The sequence below is a fragment of the Microbacterium sp. F51-2R genome (assembly GCF_052180235.1).
In the GTDB taxonomy this organism is placed as follows: domain Bacteria; phylum Actinomycetota; class Actinomycetes; order Actinomycetales; family Microbacteriaceae; genus Microbacterium.
Window position 1 is genome coordinate 2,097,006 of record NZ_CP197470.1, and the last position, 15,511, is coordinate 2,112,516.

13 protein-coding genes are annotated in these 15,511 nt (G+C 71.0%); 3 read left to right on the plus strand and 10 right to left on the minus strand.

The window, feature by feature from the left end; translation table 11 throughout:
• The first annotated feature begins 106 nt into the window (after positions 1-106).
• Entirely contained in the window at positions 107-1,348 is a 1,242-nt protein-coding gene (locus ACSBPH_RS09325; protein ID WP_442574071.1) for a glycoside hydrolase family 1 protein, read from the plus strand.
• 57 nt (positions 1,349-1,405) lie between these two features.
• Positions 1,406-2,224, plus strand: a complete 819-nt coding sequence (locus ACSBPH_RS09330) for an MBL fold metallo-hydrolase (protein WP_442574072.1) — start codon at positions 1,406-1,408, stop codon at positions 2,222-2,224.
• Here the strand turns inward: ACSBPH_RS09330 and ACSBPH_RS09335 are convergent.
• Together ACSBPH_RS09335 and ACSBPH_RS09340 are read right to left on the minus strand one after the other, a co-directional pair.
• The gene (locus ACSBPH_RS09335) at positions 2,134-3,660 is read right to left on the minus strand and encodes a DUF222 domain-containing protein (RefSeq protein ID WP_442574073.1); all 1,527 of its coding nucleotides are present in this window, start codon (positions 3,658-3,660) and stop codon (positions 2,134-2,136) included. The two genes, ACSBPH_RS09330 and ACSBPH_RS09335, sit on opposite strands and share 91 nt — an antisense overlap.
• Before the next feature lie 135 nt (positions 3,661-3,795).
• Positions 3,796-4,572: an SDR family NAD(P)-dependent oxidoreductase gene (locus tag ACSBPH_RS09340; protein ID WP_442574074.1), complete on the minus strand. Its 777-nt coding sequence runs from the start codon at positions 4,570-4,572 to the stop codon at positions 3,796-3,798.
• Between the two features lie 107 nt (positions 4,573-4,679).
• Between ACSBPH_RS09340 and ACSBPH_RS09345 the strand changes: the two genes are divergently transcribed.
• Positions 4,680-5,465 (plus strand): SDR family NAD(P)-dependent oxidoreductase, encoded by a 786-nt coding sequence (locus ACSBPH_RS09345; protein ID WP_442574075.1) that lies wholly within the window; start codon positions 4,680-4,682, stop codon positions 5,463-5,465.
• 187 nt (positions 5,466-5,652) lie between these two features.
• Here ACSBPH_RS09345 and ACSBPH_RS09350 read toward each other — a convergent pair whose 3' ends face one another.
• From ACSBPH_RS09350 to ACSBPH_RS09385, 8 genes are all read right to left on the minus strand, one after another.
• Positions 5,653-7,254, minus strand: coding sequence for a GMC oxidoreductase (locus ACSBPH_RS09350; RefSeq protein WP_442574076.1), 1,602 nt, complete (start codon positions 7,252-7,254; stop codon positions 5,653-5,655).
• Between the two features lie 17 nt (positions 7,255-7,271).
• Positions 7,272-8,759 (minus strand): MFS transporter, encoded by a 1,488-nt coding sequence (locus tag ACSBPH_RS09355; protein ID WP_442574077.1) that lies wholly within the window; start codon positions 8,757-8,759, stop codon positions 7,272-7,274.
• A gap of 376 nt (positions 8,760-9,135) precedes the next feature.
• Complete coding sequence (locus ACSBPH_RS09360) at positions 9,136-10,116, minus strand: fumarylacetoacetate hydrolase family protein (protein WP_442574078.1); 981 nt, start codon at positions 10,114-10,116, stop codon at positions 9,136-9,138.
• Positions 10,113-11,141: an amidohydrolase family protein gene (locus tag ACSBPH_RS09365; RefSeq protein WP_442574079.1), complete on the minus strand. Its 1,029-nt coding sequence runs from the start codon at positions 11,139-11,141 to the stop codon at positions 10,113-10,115. The genes ACSBPH_RS09360 and ACSBPH_RS09365 overlap by 4 nt, the downstream gene beginning before the upstream one ends.
• Positions 11,138-12,271, minus strand: a complete 1,134-nt coding sequence (locus ACSBPH_RS09370) for an FAD-dependent monooxygenase (protein WP_442574080.1) — start codon at positions 12,269-12,271, stop codon at positions 11,138-11,140. The genes ACSBPH_RS09365 and ACSBPH_RS09370 overlap by 4 nt, the downstream gene beginning before the upstream one ends.
• Before the next feature lie 45 nt (positions 12,272-12,316).
• Positions 12,317-13,315 (minus strand): cyclase family protein, encoded by a 999-nt coding sequence (locus ACSBPH_RS09375; RefSeq protein WP_442574081.1) that lies wholly within the window; start codon positions 13,313-13,315, stop codon positions 12,317-12,319.
• Positions 13,312-14,325: a fumarylacetoacetate hydrolase family protein gene (locus ACSBPH_RS09380; RefSeq protein ID WP_442574082.1), complete on the minus strand. Its 1,014-nt coding sequence runs from the start codon at positions 14,323-14,325 to the stop codon at positions 13,312-13,314. Before ACSBPH_RS09380 ends, ACSBPH_RS09375 begins: the two co-directional genes overlap by 4 nt.
• A 79-nt stretch (positions 14,326-14,404) precedes the next feature.
• The gene (locus tag ACSBPH_RS09385; protein WP_442574083.1) at positions 14,405-15,424 is read right to left on the minus strand and encodes a VOC family protein; all 1,020 of its coding nucleotides are present in this window, start codon (positions 15,422-15,424) and stop codon (positions 14,405-14,407) included.
• Positions 15,425-15,511: the final 87 nt, after the last annotated feature.

Below are 15,511 nucleotides of genomic sequence, written 5' to 3' on the forward strand. Positions count from 1 at the left end.
TAGCGAGCGCCTAATATGGCTGCGCGCATCACTGCTCACAGTGAAACATGCTTTCACACAATGAACAAGTGTGACAGGATGAGCGGGAGTTCAGAGAGGACCACTCATGCCCGCAGCATCCTTCCCCGCCGACTTCCTCTGGGGAGTCGCCACCGCCGGTCACCAGAACGAGGGCGACAACGTCACGAGCGACACGTGGTTCCTCGAGAACGTGACGCCCACGATCTTCCGTGAGCCCTCGGGCAAGGCGACGAACGGGTGGGAGCTGTGGGAGTCGGACCTCGACCTCGTCGCCGGGATGAACCTCAACGCCTATCGCTTCTCCGTGGAGTGGGCGCGCGTCGAGCCGGTCGAAGGGGAGTTCTCCCAAGAAGCGCTCGCGCACTACGAGGCGATCGTCGACGGATGCCTCGCCCGCGGCCTCGCACCGATCGTGACGTTCAACCACTTCACGTCGCCCCATTGGTTCGCGAAGCGGGGCGCGTGGCTCGACCCCGACGCTCCTGACCTGTTCGCCCGGTACTGCGGCATCGTCATGGACCGCTTCGGCGACCGGATCGCGATGGCGGTCACCTTCAACGAGCCCGATCTGCCCGAGATGCTCACGTGGGCCGGCCTTCCGGACTTCGTCCCCGAGCTGGAGCGCGCGACGCTCGAGGCCGCCTCGGCCGCGGCGGGCGTCGAGCGGTACCGCGCGGGCAACGTCATGCTGCGCGACGACTTCGCGGCCATGCGCGCGGGCATGACGGCGGGACACGCCGCGGCAAAGGCGGCGATCAAGGCGCGGCAGCCCGAGCTGCCGGTCGGGCTGTCGCTCGCGATCGTCGACGATGTCGCCGCGCCGGGCGGCGAGGAGCTGCGCGACCGCAAGCGCGCCGAGGTCTACGAGCACTGGCTCGTGCTCGCTCGCGACGACGACTTCATCGGCGTGCAGAACTACGAGCGCATCACCTATGGCCCCGACGGTAAGGTTCCCCCCGCAGAGGGCGTCGCGGTCAACGGCATGGGGACGGCCGTCGAGCCGGACTCGCTGCGGGGAGCAGTGGAGTACGTGTACTCGGTGGCCCACTTGCCCGTGCTCGTCAGCGAGCACGGCATCGGCACCGAGGATGACAGCATCCGTGCCGCGTTCATCGGGCCCTCGCTCGCGGGGCTCGCGCAGGCCGTCGCCGACGGTGTGCCGGTGCTCGGCTACTGCCACTGGACGCTCATGGACAACTTCGAGTGGATCTTCGGGTACGGCCCCAAACTGGGCCTGCACTCCGTGGACCGCGAGACGTTCGAGCGGACGGCCAAGCCGAGTGCGGCCGTGTACGCGGGCATCGTGCGGGAGGCTCGGGGGCTCTGACGGCGCCATGACGGCCACCGGAGTCGCACACGTCCTTGACGGATGGGGAACTCACTCATGACTGCTGTCACTCTCCTGGGCACGGCAGGCGGCCCCGGCGGTCATGCTCGCCGGAGCGGCATCGCGAGCCTCGTCGAGGTGGCCGGCGTCCGCATGCTGGTGGATGCCGGCGTCGGAGTCGTCCGCCAGCTCGCCGGTGTGGGTCTTACGTGCGGCGACATCGACGTGGTGTTCCTGACCCATCTGCACGACGACCACACGGCGGGCCTTCCTGCCCTCATGACCTTCCGGCACACCATGCGTCGCGGACCGCTGACCCTGATCGGTCCGCCCGGAACCGTTGCGCTCCGCGACGGAGTGCTTGCCTACATGGGAGCGAACACCGCGATCCGCGGGCAGGAGGGCAGACTCGTCGACCCGGTGACCCTCTTCGAGGCGCGCGACGTCGAGCCAGGGATCGTGTATTCGGATGCCGCGTTCCAGGTCACCGCCGCCGAGAACTCGCACTACGCACTCACCCGGTTCGACTCGCCGCAGAAGTCCTACGCACTGCGCTTCGACACCGCCTCTCGCTCACTGGTCTTCACCGGTGACACCGGGGAGAGCCGCGCCGTCGAGGATCTCGCCCGCGGCGCGGATGTGCTCGTCTCGGAGATGGTCACGGATGCTGACGTGGCCGCAGTCCCGCCACCCGTGCAGGCTCACATGCGCGCCGAGCACCTGTCACCGGAGCAGGTCGGCGCACTCGCGGCGGCCGCAGATGTGGGCAAGGTCGTGCTGTCGCACTACACCGACGCCTCGGCCGACGACCTCGAGGCGATCCGTCGGGAGTTTCCGGGCGACGTCATTGCCGGCGAGGACCTCATGCGCGTCTGAACCCGCTCGCGCATCCTCACCGGGGACTTCGTCACCGGTCGCCACTTGCGGAAGGCATCCCACCACGAGGGCCCACGGACTTCGGGCACTCCGTGGGTCACGCGGATCTCCCACCCGCTGTTCTCCAGAGTGCGGTGATGATGCCAGCAGAGGAGCACTCCGTTGTCGGTGTGGGTCGGACCGCCCCGGGAATGCTCCTGCACGTGGTGGACCTCGCACCATTCGGCTCTCACGTGGCAGCCGGGGATGATGCATCCGCCGTCGCGGAGGGTGATCCCGCGTCGCTGGTGATGGCCGAACACGCGGTCACTCGTACCCAGGGCGACGATCCGGCCGGCGTCGTCGAACACGACCCGCTGCACCGCGCCCGCGCACGCGACGTGCCGGGCGGAGGCCAGCGAGACCGGTTCGTCGGTTCCGCTGATGTGCGCGAAACCGCGCCCCGATTCGAGATCCTCAGCGCGCACGGACACGACGAGAGTAGGAGCCGCGCCACCGAGGGTGGGCATGGTGCCGGACGCGGCGACGCGGTTCAGGATGCCGGCGAACGCGTCGTGCTGCTTCTGCGCCCGCGTGCGCGTGTCGGCCGTGGAAGGCAACGGGGCGTGCGGGTCGGAAGGATCCATCGTCTCGGGGTCAGCGTCATCGTCATCGAACACCGCCCCTGACGGCCCGGGCACGTCATCCACTCGCGGGTTGAGCACGCTGTCGAACAGAAGCTGCAGCTGCCCGGCGACCTCCGGGAGGACGTTCCCGCGCAGGGCGTGCAGCCCATCCCGGCACGTCCCGATCGTCACTCCGCGCTTGCGCATCGCGCGACCCTGGCGCGGCTCGGCACCGTCCTGATCGAGGTACATCGCCCAGACCGTGGCCATCGCACGGAGGTCCTCGGCGCACGCCGGGGGCGCGGCATCCGCCCCCGCTCCGACCGCGGTCGCCGCGAGCTCCGCCTCGGCAGCGAGGACCGCTGTGGTGGCGGCGGCGCTGGAGAGGAGGGGGCCCGCCACCGCGACCACTGCGTCGACGCCGACCTCTCCCGTGGCCATCGCGGCGCGCATCGAGGGGAGAACCGCCGGGAGCACTTCGCCCGACGTGAGCGCCACGGGGGTGAGGACCGCCCGCGCCGCCTTCACGACGTCGGCGGCGCGCGTCTTCGACACCCGCGTCACCCGCTGCACGAGCTCGCTCGTCGAGGCGCAGCCGCGTCGCGTCGTCATCCGATCCGCGGTCGGGATGCCGTCCGAGCGATCGGACACCGGCGCCGTCGTCTCGACCAGGAGCGCCTCGCCCGCCCTCACGATCCGCGCAGCGGCCGCCATCATCTCGAGCACCTCCGACTCGGACAGGCTGCGGGCGAAGTCGCGATCGAACACCTCGCCGACCACCGCGAGGAGGTCGTGGCCCACCCTCTCGAGGGCCGCCGCGATGCTGTTCATACCCCCCATTCTCGTGGGGGCCTCCGACATCGCGACGTCGATAAACCGCCAGATCAGAAGATCATTCGCGCCTGTGGGAAATCGAGTCCGCGGGGGCCTGTGGAGGAGCCGGCGAGCGCGAGAACCCCCTGCAGATCAGTCGGAGATGAGCGTGCCGCCGTCGATCACGATGTTCTGTCCTGTCACGAACGCGCCCGCCGGCGAAGCGAGCCAGACCACAGCCCCCGCGACCTCGGCCGGCGTTCCGAAGCGCCCGAGCGGGGTCTTCGCGAGCCGTGCGGCGGAGGCATCCGCGTCTCCTGTGATGGGTGTCGCGAACTCCGTCGCGATCACCCCGGGAGAGATCGCGTTGGCGCGCACTCCTCGGGCGCCCCACTGCACCGCGATGTTGCGCGCGAGTTGCGCGTTGGCGGCCTTCGTGACGCCGTACCCCGACAGCACGCGGTTGCCGCGCAGCCCCGACAGGCTCGACATGACGAGGAACGCTCCCCCGCCGCCGTCTGCGATGAGCGGCAGCGTGAGATCGGCGAGCGCTGCGACGGCGCGGACGTGCAGTGCGTACATCCGATCCATGCGGTCCAGGGCATCGTCGGCGCCGGGCTCGTCGAGCGCCGCGCCGGCGTTGGCGAGCACGGTGTCGACCCGGCCCCACTTCTGCACGGTTGCCTCGACGAGGAGGCGCTGCTGCGCGGCATCCGTCACATCGCACTCGACGCCCATCGCCTCGAATCCCCGCGCGACGAGGTCGGCGGCGGCGCGCTCGGGCTCCGACGAACCGAGGCCCGCCATCACGACGCGCGCGCCCGCGGCCGCCAGCGCCTCGGCGCACGCGCGGCCGATGCCCGTGCCCGCGCCGGTCACGATCGCGACCTGCCCCGCGCAGGAGAAGAGGGTGCCGGGCGAGAGGTTCATGCGCCCATCCTGCCCCGGTCCGCACCCTCGGCGCCGTCGGTCGTGTCGATGCTGCACATCACCGAAAGCGCATTCCCGCAGGCGGATGCCGCGGCTAGCGTCGGAGGATGACCAGCGCCGCCTACCCCGGCCTCGAGGGCCGCACGATCGTCGTGACCGGAGCCGGCGGCGGGCAGGGCGCCGCGGAGGCGCTCCTCCTCGCCGCGGCCGGGGCGAGGGTCATCGCGACGGATGTGACGGATGCCGCGTCCGCCGACCTCGCGGGCATCGAGTACCGCCGGCTCGACGTGACGGACGAGCACGGCTGGGAGCAGCTCGCACGCTCGCTCGCCGACGACCTCGGCGAGGAGCCGCTGCGGGGTCTCGTGAACAACGCCGGGATCACCCACCGCGCCCGGCTCGGCGCCGTCGCCCGCGACGACTGGGACCGCGTCATCGCCGTGAACCTCACGGGGCCGATGCTCGGCATCCAGGCCCTCGCGCCCCTCATGGGTGCGGGGTCGTCGATCGTCAACATCGGCTCGTCGGCGGCGCTCACGGCCCACTACCCGGTCGCCTACACGACGTCGAAGTGGGGGCTGCGCGGACTCACGCATGTCGCGGCGACCGAGCTCGGGCCCCGAGGCATCCGTGTGAACATCGTCCACCCCGGCTTCATCGAGACGCCGATGACCGCCGGTGCGCCCGAGGCGATGCGCGAGGCGCAGCTCGCCCTGACGCCCCTCGAGCGCACCGGAGCACCGGACGAGGTCGCGGCGGTCGTGGCATTCCTGCTGTCGGATGCCGCGTCCTACCTCTCGGGCGCCGAGATCCCCGTCGACGGGGCGTTCACCTCGTCGGCCGGCGCGAAGTTCATGGCCGATCGCATCGCGGGGTCAGCGACCACCGCTTAACCGGTTCCCGAGCGAGGGAGCGGCGCTCCACCGGGCCCAAGGCGCCACCGGTTCCCGAGCGAGGGAGCGCAGCGACCGAGAGGAGGGGCCGACGCCGAACCCACGAGGAGCACAAGCCGCAGACCGTCCTCGACAGCCCACGACCCGCCCCCCTCCTCTCGCTTCGCGACCGGCACGGAGCGCCGGATCAGCGACCGGGCACGACCTCCTCGACCCGCGATCCGGCGAGGGCCTCCACGACACGGCGCGCCCCGCGCACCGCGATCGCGACGCTCATGAGCGTCGGGTTCATGGTGTTGGCCGTGGGGATCAGCGCATTGCCGCCCACGACGAGGTTCTCGAAGCCCCACACGCGCGACCAGGGGTCGGCGACCGACGTGCCGTCGTCGGCAGGACCCATCCGCATCGTGCCCATGTAGTGCAGGCTCGATCCGTTCGGCAGCAGCCGCGGCTCGGCGACGAAGGTGCCGAGCGCGTTGCCGGCCCGCTGGATGCGGGCGCGTGCCTCATCGAGCTCGGGCTGCTCGGCATCCGTCAGCGCGTACTCGATCGTCATGTTCGGGAAGCCGCGGTAGTCCAGCTCATCGTCGTCGAAGGTCACGCCGTCTTCGACGCGCGGGTGCTTGCGCACGCCGTAGCCCATGTTGACGTAGCCCCACCGGTTGCCGGCGGCGGGGTGCGACGGGTCGAGCTGGAAGGGCGGCTTCTCGGCGTACATGACCTGCAGCGACAGCGGGTGGTCGGGTTCCGAGAACGGGATGCGGTTGACCGCCGCGACGGGATCGGCCGCGTTCTGCGCGCGACGCGCGAGCTCCGCCTCGAACTCGTCGTCGGAGATGAGAGCGCTCATGCGGTCCTCGTCGAGGGCGACCGTGGTGATCACGACGTGGTGCTCCGTGAGGTAGCGCCCGAGGGCGCGGGGACGGATGCCGGATGCCCAGAGCAGCTGCGGCGAGCGGAACGCGTCGGCGGCCACGACCACGACATCGGCGGGGAAGAAGGAGGTCTCCTTCGTGCGGAGGTCCTCGATCGTGACGCCCGTCGCGTGGCCGCCTTCGTGCTCGATGCGGCGGACGAGGGTCAGGTCGCGCAGCTCGAAGCGCTCCGACTCGGGCGTGCCCGCCTCGATGAGCGGCCCGAGCACCGTGTTCGCGCCCGCCCACACCATCGATCCGTCGGGCTGCGGGTCGCCCGCGACCGGCAGCGTGCCCACGCCGTAGCCCGGGGGCAGCTCGGCGCCGAACTCGTCGTCCAGGAGCGAGCGGATGGCGGTGCCGATCGCCGAGTCGGCGAAGGCCGCGCTCTGTGCGTGCAGCAGCTGCTCGGCGGTGGAGATGAGCTCGTCCCACTCGGCGTCGTCGATGAATTCGACCTTCTCGCTGAACGCCGGCCGCGGGATCGCGCACGTCCAGTGCGCGCCCTGGCCGCCGACGTTGGTCGCGGCGGCCGCCGCGGGGAAGGTGGGCGCGTGGGCGGAGCCCTCGCCGCCGAAGTCGAGCAGGTGCGTCCCCTGGCGCGCCGTGAACATGCCCTCCACGGCGACGCCCGCGGGAAGGCCGAGCGACTCCCGGAAGGCTCCCGCCTGCGGTCCCTGCGACATCTCGCGGGCCCGCGCCTTCTCGTCGGGGTCGGCGATGTTGCGGACGCTCTCGCCGGGGACGGCCGTGAGCTGCGGTCCGGCCTCGAACATCACGACGCGGGCGTCGGGGTCGGCCTCGAGGATCGTGCGGGCGTAGGCGGAGCCGATGGGTCCGCTGCCGACGATGGCGACGGTGGATGGCTGCGACATGGGTGTACCTCTTCTGGTCACGCGGTGACGGGTTCGGAGCTGGCGGCCGGCTCGGTCTCATCGGAGAGCTGACCGGCGGGGAGGAGGACGGCGACGACGATGCCGGCGGCGTAGACGACGGCGAGAGCTGCGAAGACGGGGGCGAAGACGTCGGAGTAGATGGCGGCGACCTGCGCCTGCACATCGGGCGAGGCCGCGTGCACGAGCTGCGGCGTCAGGGTCGAGGCATCCAGCGATCCGGGGAGCCTCGCGGCGACGCCGAAGCCGATGACGCCGCCGATGACGGCCGTCGCGACTGTCGCGCCGACCTGGCGCACGAGGTTGACGGTCGCCGTGACCGATCCCGTGTCGCGCCGCGGCGCGGCGCTTTGCACGACGGCGATGACGAGGCTCATGAACGCGCCGGTCCCGATGCCGACGACGGCCATGAAGACCATGGGCACCCACAGCGGTGCGCCGACGGGGAGGAGCGACATCGCGAAGAGCCCCGCCGCGCCGAGCGCGGTGCCGACGATCGGGTAGAGGCGGTAGTGGCCGGTGCGGCTCACGAGCCACCCGGTGGCGAGGTTGGACACCAGCATCCCGAACACCGTCGCGATGGGGACGAGCCCCGACACGGTCGCGCTCGTGCGGTACGCCATCTGGAAGTACGTCGGGAGATACGCCGTGATCGAGAAGAGCCCGAGCCCGATGATCGCGGAGAGGGCGACGCCCGCTGCGACCGTCCGGTCGGCGAAGAGCCGCAGCGGCACGAGCGGCTCGGGCGCGCGCAGCTCGATGAGGAAGAACGCCGCGAATCCCATGGCGGCGACGGCGAAGCAGACGACGGATGCCGCGGCCAGCGCCGCATCGCCCACCCACGTGACGGCGAGCACGAGGGCGACCATCGCGATCGCGAACGAGATCGAGCCGGCGAGATCGAACCGCCGCCGGCCGAAGCCGTCGATGTGCGGGACGGCGACCATCGCGAGGACGAGGGCGGCGACGCCGAAGGGGATGTTGATCCAGAAGACCCACTGCCAGCCCCAGTAATCGGTGATGAGGCCGCCGATGACGGGCCCGACGAGGATCGCGATGGGGAAGGCGGCGCCGATGATGGCGAGGTACTTGGGGCGGTCGCGCGGCGTCGTGACCTCGGCGACGATCGTCTGCGACATGAGCTGGATGCCGGCCGAGCTCATGCCCTGCACGATGCGGGCCGCGATGAGCTGCGGCATGTCCTGCGCGAACCCGCAGCCGAGCGAGGCCACGAGGAAGAGCGTCAGCGAGGTGAGGAACACGGCGCGGGGGCCGATCGCATCGCCGAGCTTGCCGATGACGGGGAGGAGGACGGTGCTCGCGAGGGTGTACCCCACGACGACCCAGCTCATGTGCTCGAGGGCGCCGAGTTCGCCCGCGATGGTGGCGAGGGAGGTGGAGACGATCGTGTGGTCGAGCGCTCCGAGGAGCGACACGGTGAGGAGGGAGGCGATCAGGAGGCGGAGCCTCCACGGTGACATGCTCATACGCGCAAAGACCCGTACGACCGGGCGATCGACGCGACCGTGTGTGCCCCTGCGCGCCTTCGTGGCAGGGAACGGGCTCCGGTGAGAGACCCCGACGTCAGTGTCGATTCTAGCCCATCTTTAGTGTGTTTTCAACTAAAGACCTCGCCCGCGGCGCAGCCCGGGTATGAGGATCGCCGGCAACCTCCGCCGGGCGGAGGGCCTCACGCGGAGGGAGGGCCGATTCGCGGCATCCGGCCCTCCCTTCCCGTGAGAACCTCCGCTGAGCGGAGGTTCCGGGCCCGGCACGCGGCACCCAAGCCCAGGCACCAAGCCCCCAGGCACCTAGGCACCCAGGCCCCCAGGCACCACGCACCCAGGCCCCCGGGCAGCCGCGTCAGCGGTGGCGGGCGCGGGAGCGCGTGCGCGCGGGGGGCAGGGCCGGCGCCTCGACGATCGGTCCCACCGTGCCGGTGAGCTCGCCGATGCCCTCGACCGTCATGCGCACCTCGTCGCCCTCGTGCAGCGCCGGGAGGGTGGATCCTCTCCCCCACAGCTCGCCGAGGCATCCGCCGTTGCCGACCGTTCCGCTGCCGAGCACGTCACCCGCGCGCACGCGCGCGTTGCGCGACGCGTAGGCGACGAGCTCGGGGAAGGGCCAGCCCATGTTCGAGACGAGGTCTTCGCCGACGAGCTCACCGTTGACGCGCACCTCGGCGCGGATCGCGAGGAAGCCGTCGGCGTCGAGGTACTCGTCGAGCTCGTCGGCCGTGACGATCCAGGGGCCGAGGCTCGTGCCGAAGTCCTTGCCCTTCGCCGGTCCGAGACGCACCTTCATCTCACGGGCCTGGACGTCGCGCGCCGACCAGTCGTTCATGATCGTGTAGCCGAAGATCCGGGATGCCGCGTCCTCGGTCGTGAGGTTGGCATCGCCGACCCCCGGCGCATCGCCGATGACGACGGCGATCTCGAGCTCGAAGTCGAGGCGCTTCGTGACGGGAGGACTCACGGCGTCGCCGGGACCGAGGATCGTGTGCGGGTTGGTGAAGTAGAAGGTCGGCGCCTCGTACCACTCCGGCGCGACGAAGCTCTTGCCCTCCACGCCGGCGCTCACGCCCTCGACGTGCTCCTCGAAGGCCACGAAGTCGCGGACGGATGCCGGGACCACCGGCGCGAGGAGGTGCACGTCGCCGAGGGCCGTGCCCGCCTCGCCTTTCACGCGGGAGAACGCCGCGCGCGCGGCATCCTGTCCCCCCGCGAGGATGTCGGCGACCGTCGCGCCGTCGGGGAAGGCGACGACGCGATCGCCGATGACGAACCCCTCGCCGACCTCACCGGGTGCGGTTCCGTCTGCGGGCGTCCAGCGGGCGATCCTCATGCGCGCACCTTCGTCTCGAGGAGCGCGTCGGCGTTGCCCGACAGGATCCGCTCGGTCAGCTCGGCGGGGAGATCCGCGTCGCGCACGAACCCGACGGGGTCGTCGAGCCCCATGTCGAAGGGGAAGTCGCTGCCCAGCACGACCTGCGAGGCGCCGGCGACCTCGACGAGGTGGCGGAGCGCCACCGGGTCGTGCACGACGGTGTCGAACCAGAGCTTGCGCAGGTATGTCGACGGGAGGTGCTCGCACCGGCGCGCCTCGGGCCGCACCTGCCAGGCCCGATCGGAGCGGCCCATCGCGAACGGCAGGTAGCCGCCGCCGTGGGCCGCGACGATCTTGAGCCCCGGATGGCGGTCGAGCACGCCCGCGAAGATGAGGTGCGACAGCGCCACGGCGTTCTCGGTCGGCTGCCCCACGGTGTTCGAGAGGTAGAACCGGTCGAGCCGCTCATCGAGGCTGCATCCGAAGGGGTGCAGGAACACGACGGCGCCGAGCTCTGCGGCGCGCGCCCAGAAGGGCTCGAGCCGCTCGTCGGAGAGCTCGACGTCTCCCGCGAACGACGAGATCTCGACGCCCGCGAGCCCGCGGCCGAGGACCGCGTCGTCGAGGCACTCCAGGATCCGCGACGGATGCTGCAGCGGCACGAGACCGAGCCCCGTGAGCCGGTCGGGGGCCTGGGCGACATGCTCGGCCACGAGGCGGTTGGCCTCCGACGCGATCCACACGCCGAGCCCCTCGGGCGCCCACGGATAGAAGTGGTTCGGCGAGGCGCTGACCCACTGCCGATCGACGCCCTGCGCGTCCATCGCGGCGAGGCGCTCGGCGACCGAGGTGAGCTTGGGCACGCGCGCGCCGACCATGGGGCCCGATACGGCGAGGCTCTCGGCGCCGTTGCGGCGCAGCTCGAGGGCGGCGGCCTCCGCGACCCCCTCGGGCGAGCGCCGCTCGACCGCCGCCTGCAGCGAGGGCAGCAGCACGTGCGCGTGCACGTCGGTCACTCCGCCGCGCGTCGTCTCCGCGCTCATGCGGGCTGGGCCATCTTCTGCGCGATGCCGAAGATGAGGCCGCCGGCGTCCGCGTCGCGATTGCCGTCGATCTGCCACTGGCCGAGCTGGACGGATGCCTCGACGACGGCCTTGGCCCGGGGAAGCCGGCGCGCGTGGAACTCGTCCCACAGCGCCTGGTCGACGGCATCCTTCGTCACGAGCAGTTCGGTGAGCACGACGGCGTCCTCCAGGCCCTGGGCGGCGCCCTGCGCGATCGTCGGAGGGCAGCTGTGCGCGGCGTCGCCGATGATGACGACGCGTCCGCGGTTCCACGGCTCCTCGACGATGTGCTTCGTGAACCACGTGTAGTTGGCGTGGGCGCCCTTCTCCAGGTCGCCGCGGATGTGGTTCCACGGGCCGTCGTAGGCGCGCGACTCCTCGAGCATGATGCGTGTGGCCTCTTCGTCGGAGATCCCCACGCGGTCCTGCGCCTTCTCGACGAGGAACGCGTACATCGTGTCCTCTCCCGTCGGGGTGTACCCCGCGATGTAGACCGGGCCGCCGTAGTACAGCTCGCTGCGGACGACCTCGGCGGGGCGCGAGACGAAAGAGCGCCAGATGCCCATGCCGGTCGGCTCGGGCTTCTGCTGGATGCCGATGAGCTCGCGCACCGTCGAGTTGAGGCCGTCCGCGCCGATGACGAGATCGTACGTGCCGGCCGAGGCGCCGTCGATGAAGACCTCGACGCCGTCCGTGCTCTGCTCGAGACCCGTCAGCCGCGCCCCGAAGCGGACGTTCGCACCGGCCTTCTGCGCGTGCTCGAGGAGGATGCGGGCGAGGGCGGGACGAGGCATCCCCATCGCCGCGGGATAATCGGGCCCGCCCGTCTTGACGTCGGGGAGCTCGGCGACGATCGGGGCGCCGGGACCCGGTGCACGCAGGTTGAGCCCCTCGAAGGCGTACCCGGCGGCGCGGATCTCGTCCCACGCGCCGAGCGCGTCGAAGGCGCGGAGCGCATTGCCCTGCAGCGAGATGCCCGATCCGAGAGCGCCGAGTTCGGGCTTGGCCTCGAAGAGATCGACCTGGACGCCCGCCTTGGCGAGCTGGATGGCGGCGGCCAGGCCCGCGACGCCGCTTCCGGCGATGGCGACCTTCTGGACTGCGGTCATGTCAGAACCTCCCTGTTCTGCGTGGTGTTTGCTCATGCGCCGCCGTCAGAGGACGGCGACGGGGTTGACGGGGGAACCGACCGCACCCGTGATGGGGAGGGTCGGCGCGGCGAGGAAGAACTCGAACCGCCCGAGGCGGCGGCAGGTGTCGGCGAGCTCGTCGAGATCCCACATCTCCCCGATCGACAGGCCCATGTTGGGGATGACGACCTGGTGGAGGGGTTGGAACGAGGGGACGTCGAACTCGTTGGGTCGCACCTCGAAGCCCCACGTGTCGGTCGCGATGCCGGCGATCTCGGCGCGGTGGAGCCACCCCGCCGTCGTGAGCGAGAGCCCTGCAGCCGGGCCGCCCGCGTAGCCGTTCCAGCCTTCGCGCCGCGCGCGGGCGTAGCGGCCGGTGCGGACGAGGACGATGTCGCCGCGGCGCACACGGCTCGAAGCGCCCTGCGCGGCGATCGTCGCATCGAGGTCGGCCGCCGTGATGGCGTAGCCGTCCTCGAGCTCGCCCGTCTCGGGCCGAAGGTGCGCGCCCACGTCGAGCAGGACCCCGCGCGTGACGAACGAGGTCCTGGTGTGCTCGATCCCGGTCACGAGGTCGCCGTCGCTCGTGACGACATCCCCCGCGCGACGGCCGTTCCAGGCCATCCCGTGGTCGAAGATGTGGCCGAGCCCGTCCCACTGGGTCGAGCACTGCAGCGGCATCGCGATGACGTCGTCGGCCCCGCCGATGCCGTGCGGGAAGCCCTGATTGCCGCGTTCGGCGTCGGTGCCCGTGTCGGTCATCGTGTGCACGGGGTTGGTCCGCCGGCGCCAGCCCGTCTGCGGGCCGTCGGTGTCGAACGGCTGCGCGAGCGAGACGACGACGCCCTCGCGCACGAGCCCGGCCGCCTCGATGCGCTTTGCCGCGTCGATGAAGTTGAGGGTTCCGAGACGGTCGTCATCGCCCCAGCGGCCCCAGTTGCGGTAGGCGTCGGCGCGCGCGGCGATCTCGGCCTCGGGGTTCTGCCGGTCGAGGTCAGCGGGGTTGTCGGAAGGCGCGGTCATGACGCGTTCGCCCCCGTCGCCGCGGAGGCCGCGGGGGTCGCGGCGGCCGCGCCCTCGGCGACGCAGCGGACGAGCTGAGTGCCGAGGCCCTCGATCGTGCCGGTCATGACATCGCCGTCCCGCAGGAACCGCCTCCAGTGCTGGCCGTTGCCGGGCGGGCTCCCGGTGAGGAGGAGGTCGCCGGGGAGCAGGACCGTCGTCTGCGAGGCGCTCGAGACGAGGGTCGGGATGTCGAAGAGCAGGTCGCTCGTCGAGCCGTCCTGCTTCGTCTCGCCGTTGAGGTCGAGGCGCACGTCGAGGTCGCCGCCGTCGACGAACGGGGCGGGCACGAGGAAGGGGCCGGTGGGCAGGAAACCCGGCGCGTTCTTCGCGCGGTACCAGTCGGTGCCGATCTCTTTCATGTCCTTGCGGAAGACGAGGTCGCGCGTCGTGATGTCGTTGACGATCGTGTAGCCGGCGACGTGGTCCAGGGCGTCTTCCCGGGAGACGCGGTACGCCTCGGTGCCGATCACTACGGCGAGCTCGAGCTCCCAGTCGTGCACGTCGCTGTATCCCGGCAGCACGAGGGGCACATCGTCGCCGACGACGATGGTCGGCAGGCCGATGAAGAAGTACGGCTCGCCGTTGGCGGCGCGGTCGTCCATGAGCTTCGCGGCGAAGGCGCGGGCCTCTTCGGGCGTGCGCGTGTCGTCCTGCGTGAGCCCTGCCACGACGAGCTCGATGACGTGCTGGCGGTAATTGGCTCCCGCCTGCAGCACCTGCCGCGGCACGACGGGCGCCGTGAGCACGACGTCGGCGAGCGGCATCCACGGTCCGTCCCCCGACACGAGTGCGCGAAGGCGCTCCCAGTCGGGGCGGCCGAGGAAGGCGTTGAGGTCGGCGGCGCCGAGGTCGACGGCCGACAGCTCGCGGATGCGGTCGCCCGCGACCAGGCCGAGGTGCACGGCATCGCCGTCGCGGAATCGCGCGAGGGCGAAGGGGGCGGTCAGTCCTGCTGACGACGTCGTCATGTGTCCTCCGTGTTCGTGGTGTCGAACGTGGTGCGAGGGCGGGGACGCCCTTCAAGAAGCGCCCCCACCCTCGAGCTTGTCAGCCCTGGCCGTGCTTGGCGTAGGGGTTGAGCAGGGCGTCCTTGATCTCGTCGGGAACGCCCTCCTCCGTCGCCGACGGTCCGTCGGCCGGCGGGAACGACTCCGTCATCGACATCGGCATGACGCTGTTGCGATAGAAGTTGTTCGAGCCCTGCGAGGGCTTCCAGGTGTTGGCCTCCCAGTCGGGCACGTAGTTGCGGTATCCGCCCGTGTTGAGCTCGATGCGCAGCGTCGAGGGCTCGCGGTAGTAGAGGAAGTTCTGCTCGCCGATGCCGTGGATCGAGGGGCCGTACTCGATCGGGTAGCCGTTCTCGCCGAGGATGTCGGCGGCGATGAGCAGCTCCTCGCGCGTGTCGACCCAGAACGCGTAGTGGTTGACGCGGCCGGCGCGGCTCGAGCCGTCGAGCACGACGCCGAGGTCGTGCGACTTCTCGTTGGTGGTGAGCACGGAGAAGACCGAGATCGGCGCCTCGTCGAGGACCGTGCGCGCCATGAAGCGGAAGCCGAGCACGTCGACGTACCACTTGACGAACGCGTCGACGTCGCTCGTCGCGATCGTGACGTGGTCGAGCTGGCGCGGGGCGCCGGCGACCTTGCTGCGACGCGAGGGGCGGTCGGGGTAGATCGACGCGGCGTCGCCCTCGGTGTCCTTGTGGCGCGTGACGTCCCAGTGAAGCGTGAGGGTGTGCCCCCACGGACCCGTGAAGCGGTACGCGCGGCCGATCTTGTGCACGTCGACCCACTCGCCCTGGATGCCGGCGGCCTCGACGCGCTTCGCGGCCTCCTCGAGCGCCTCCGGGCTCGAGGTGCGCCACGCGGCGGTGTCGAGCGAGGGCTCGTCGCCGGGGAGCACGACGACGCTGTACGCGTAGTAGTCGCCCCAGCATCGGAGGTAGACGGCGCCGTCGACGCGGTCGACGACCGTGAGTCCGACCTGGTTGACGTAGAAGTCGACGGATGCCTCGACATCCGGTGACGTGATCGCCACGTAAGACAAGTGCGAGAGCAGCTTGATCATCTTCGATCCCTTTCGGTGAGTCATCGGGGTTATCCCGTCAATAACTTTCGTCCGAGACCGGCATATCGGGGAATGGCATATCGCCTA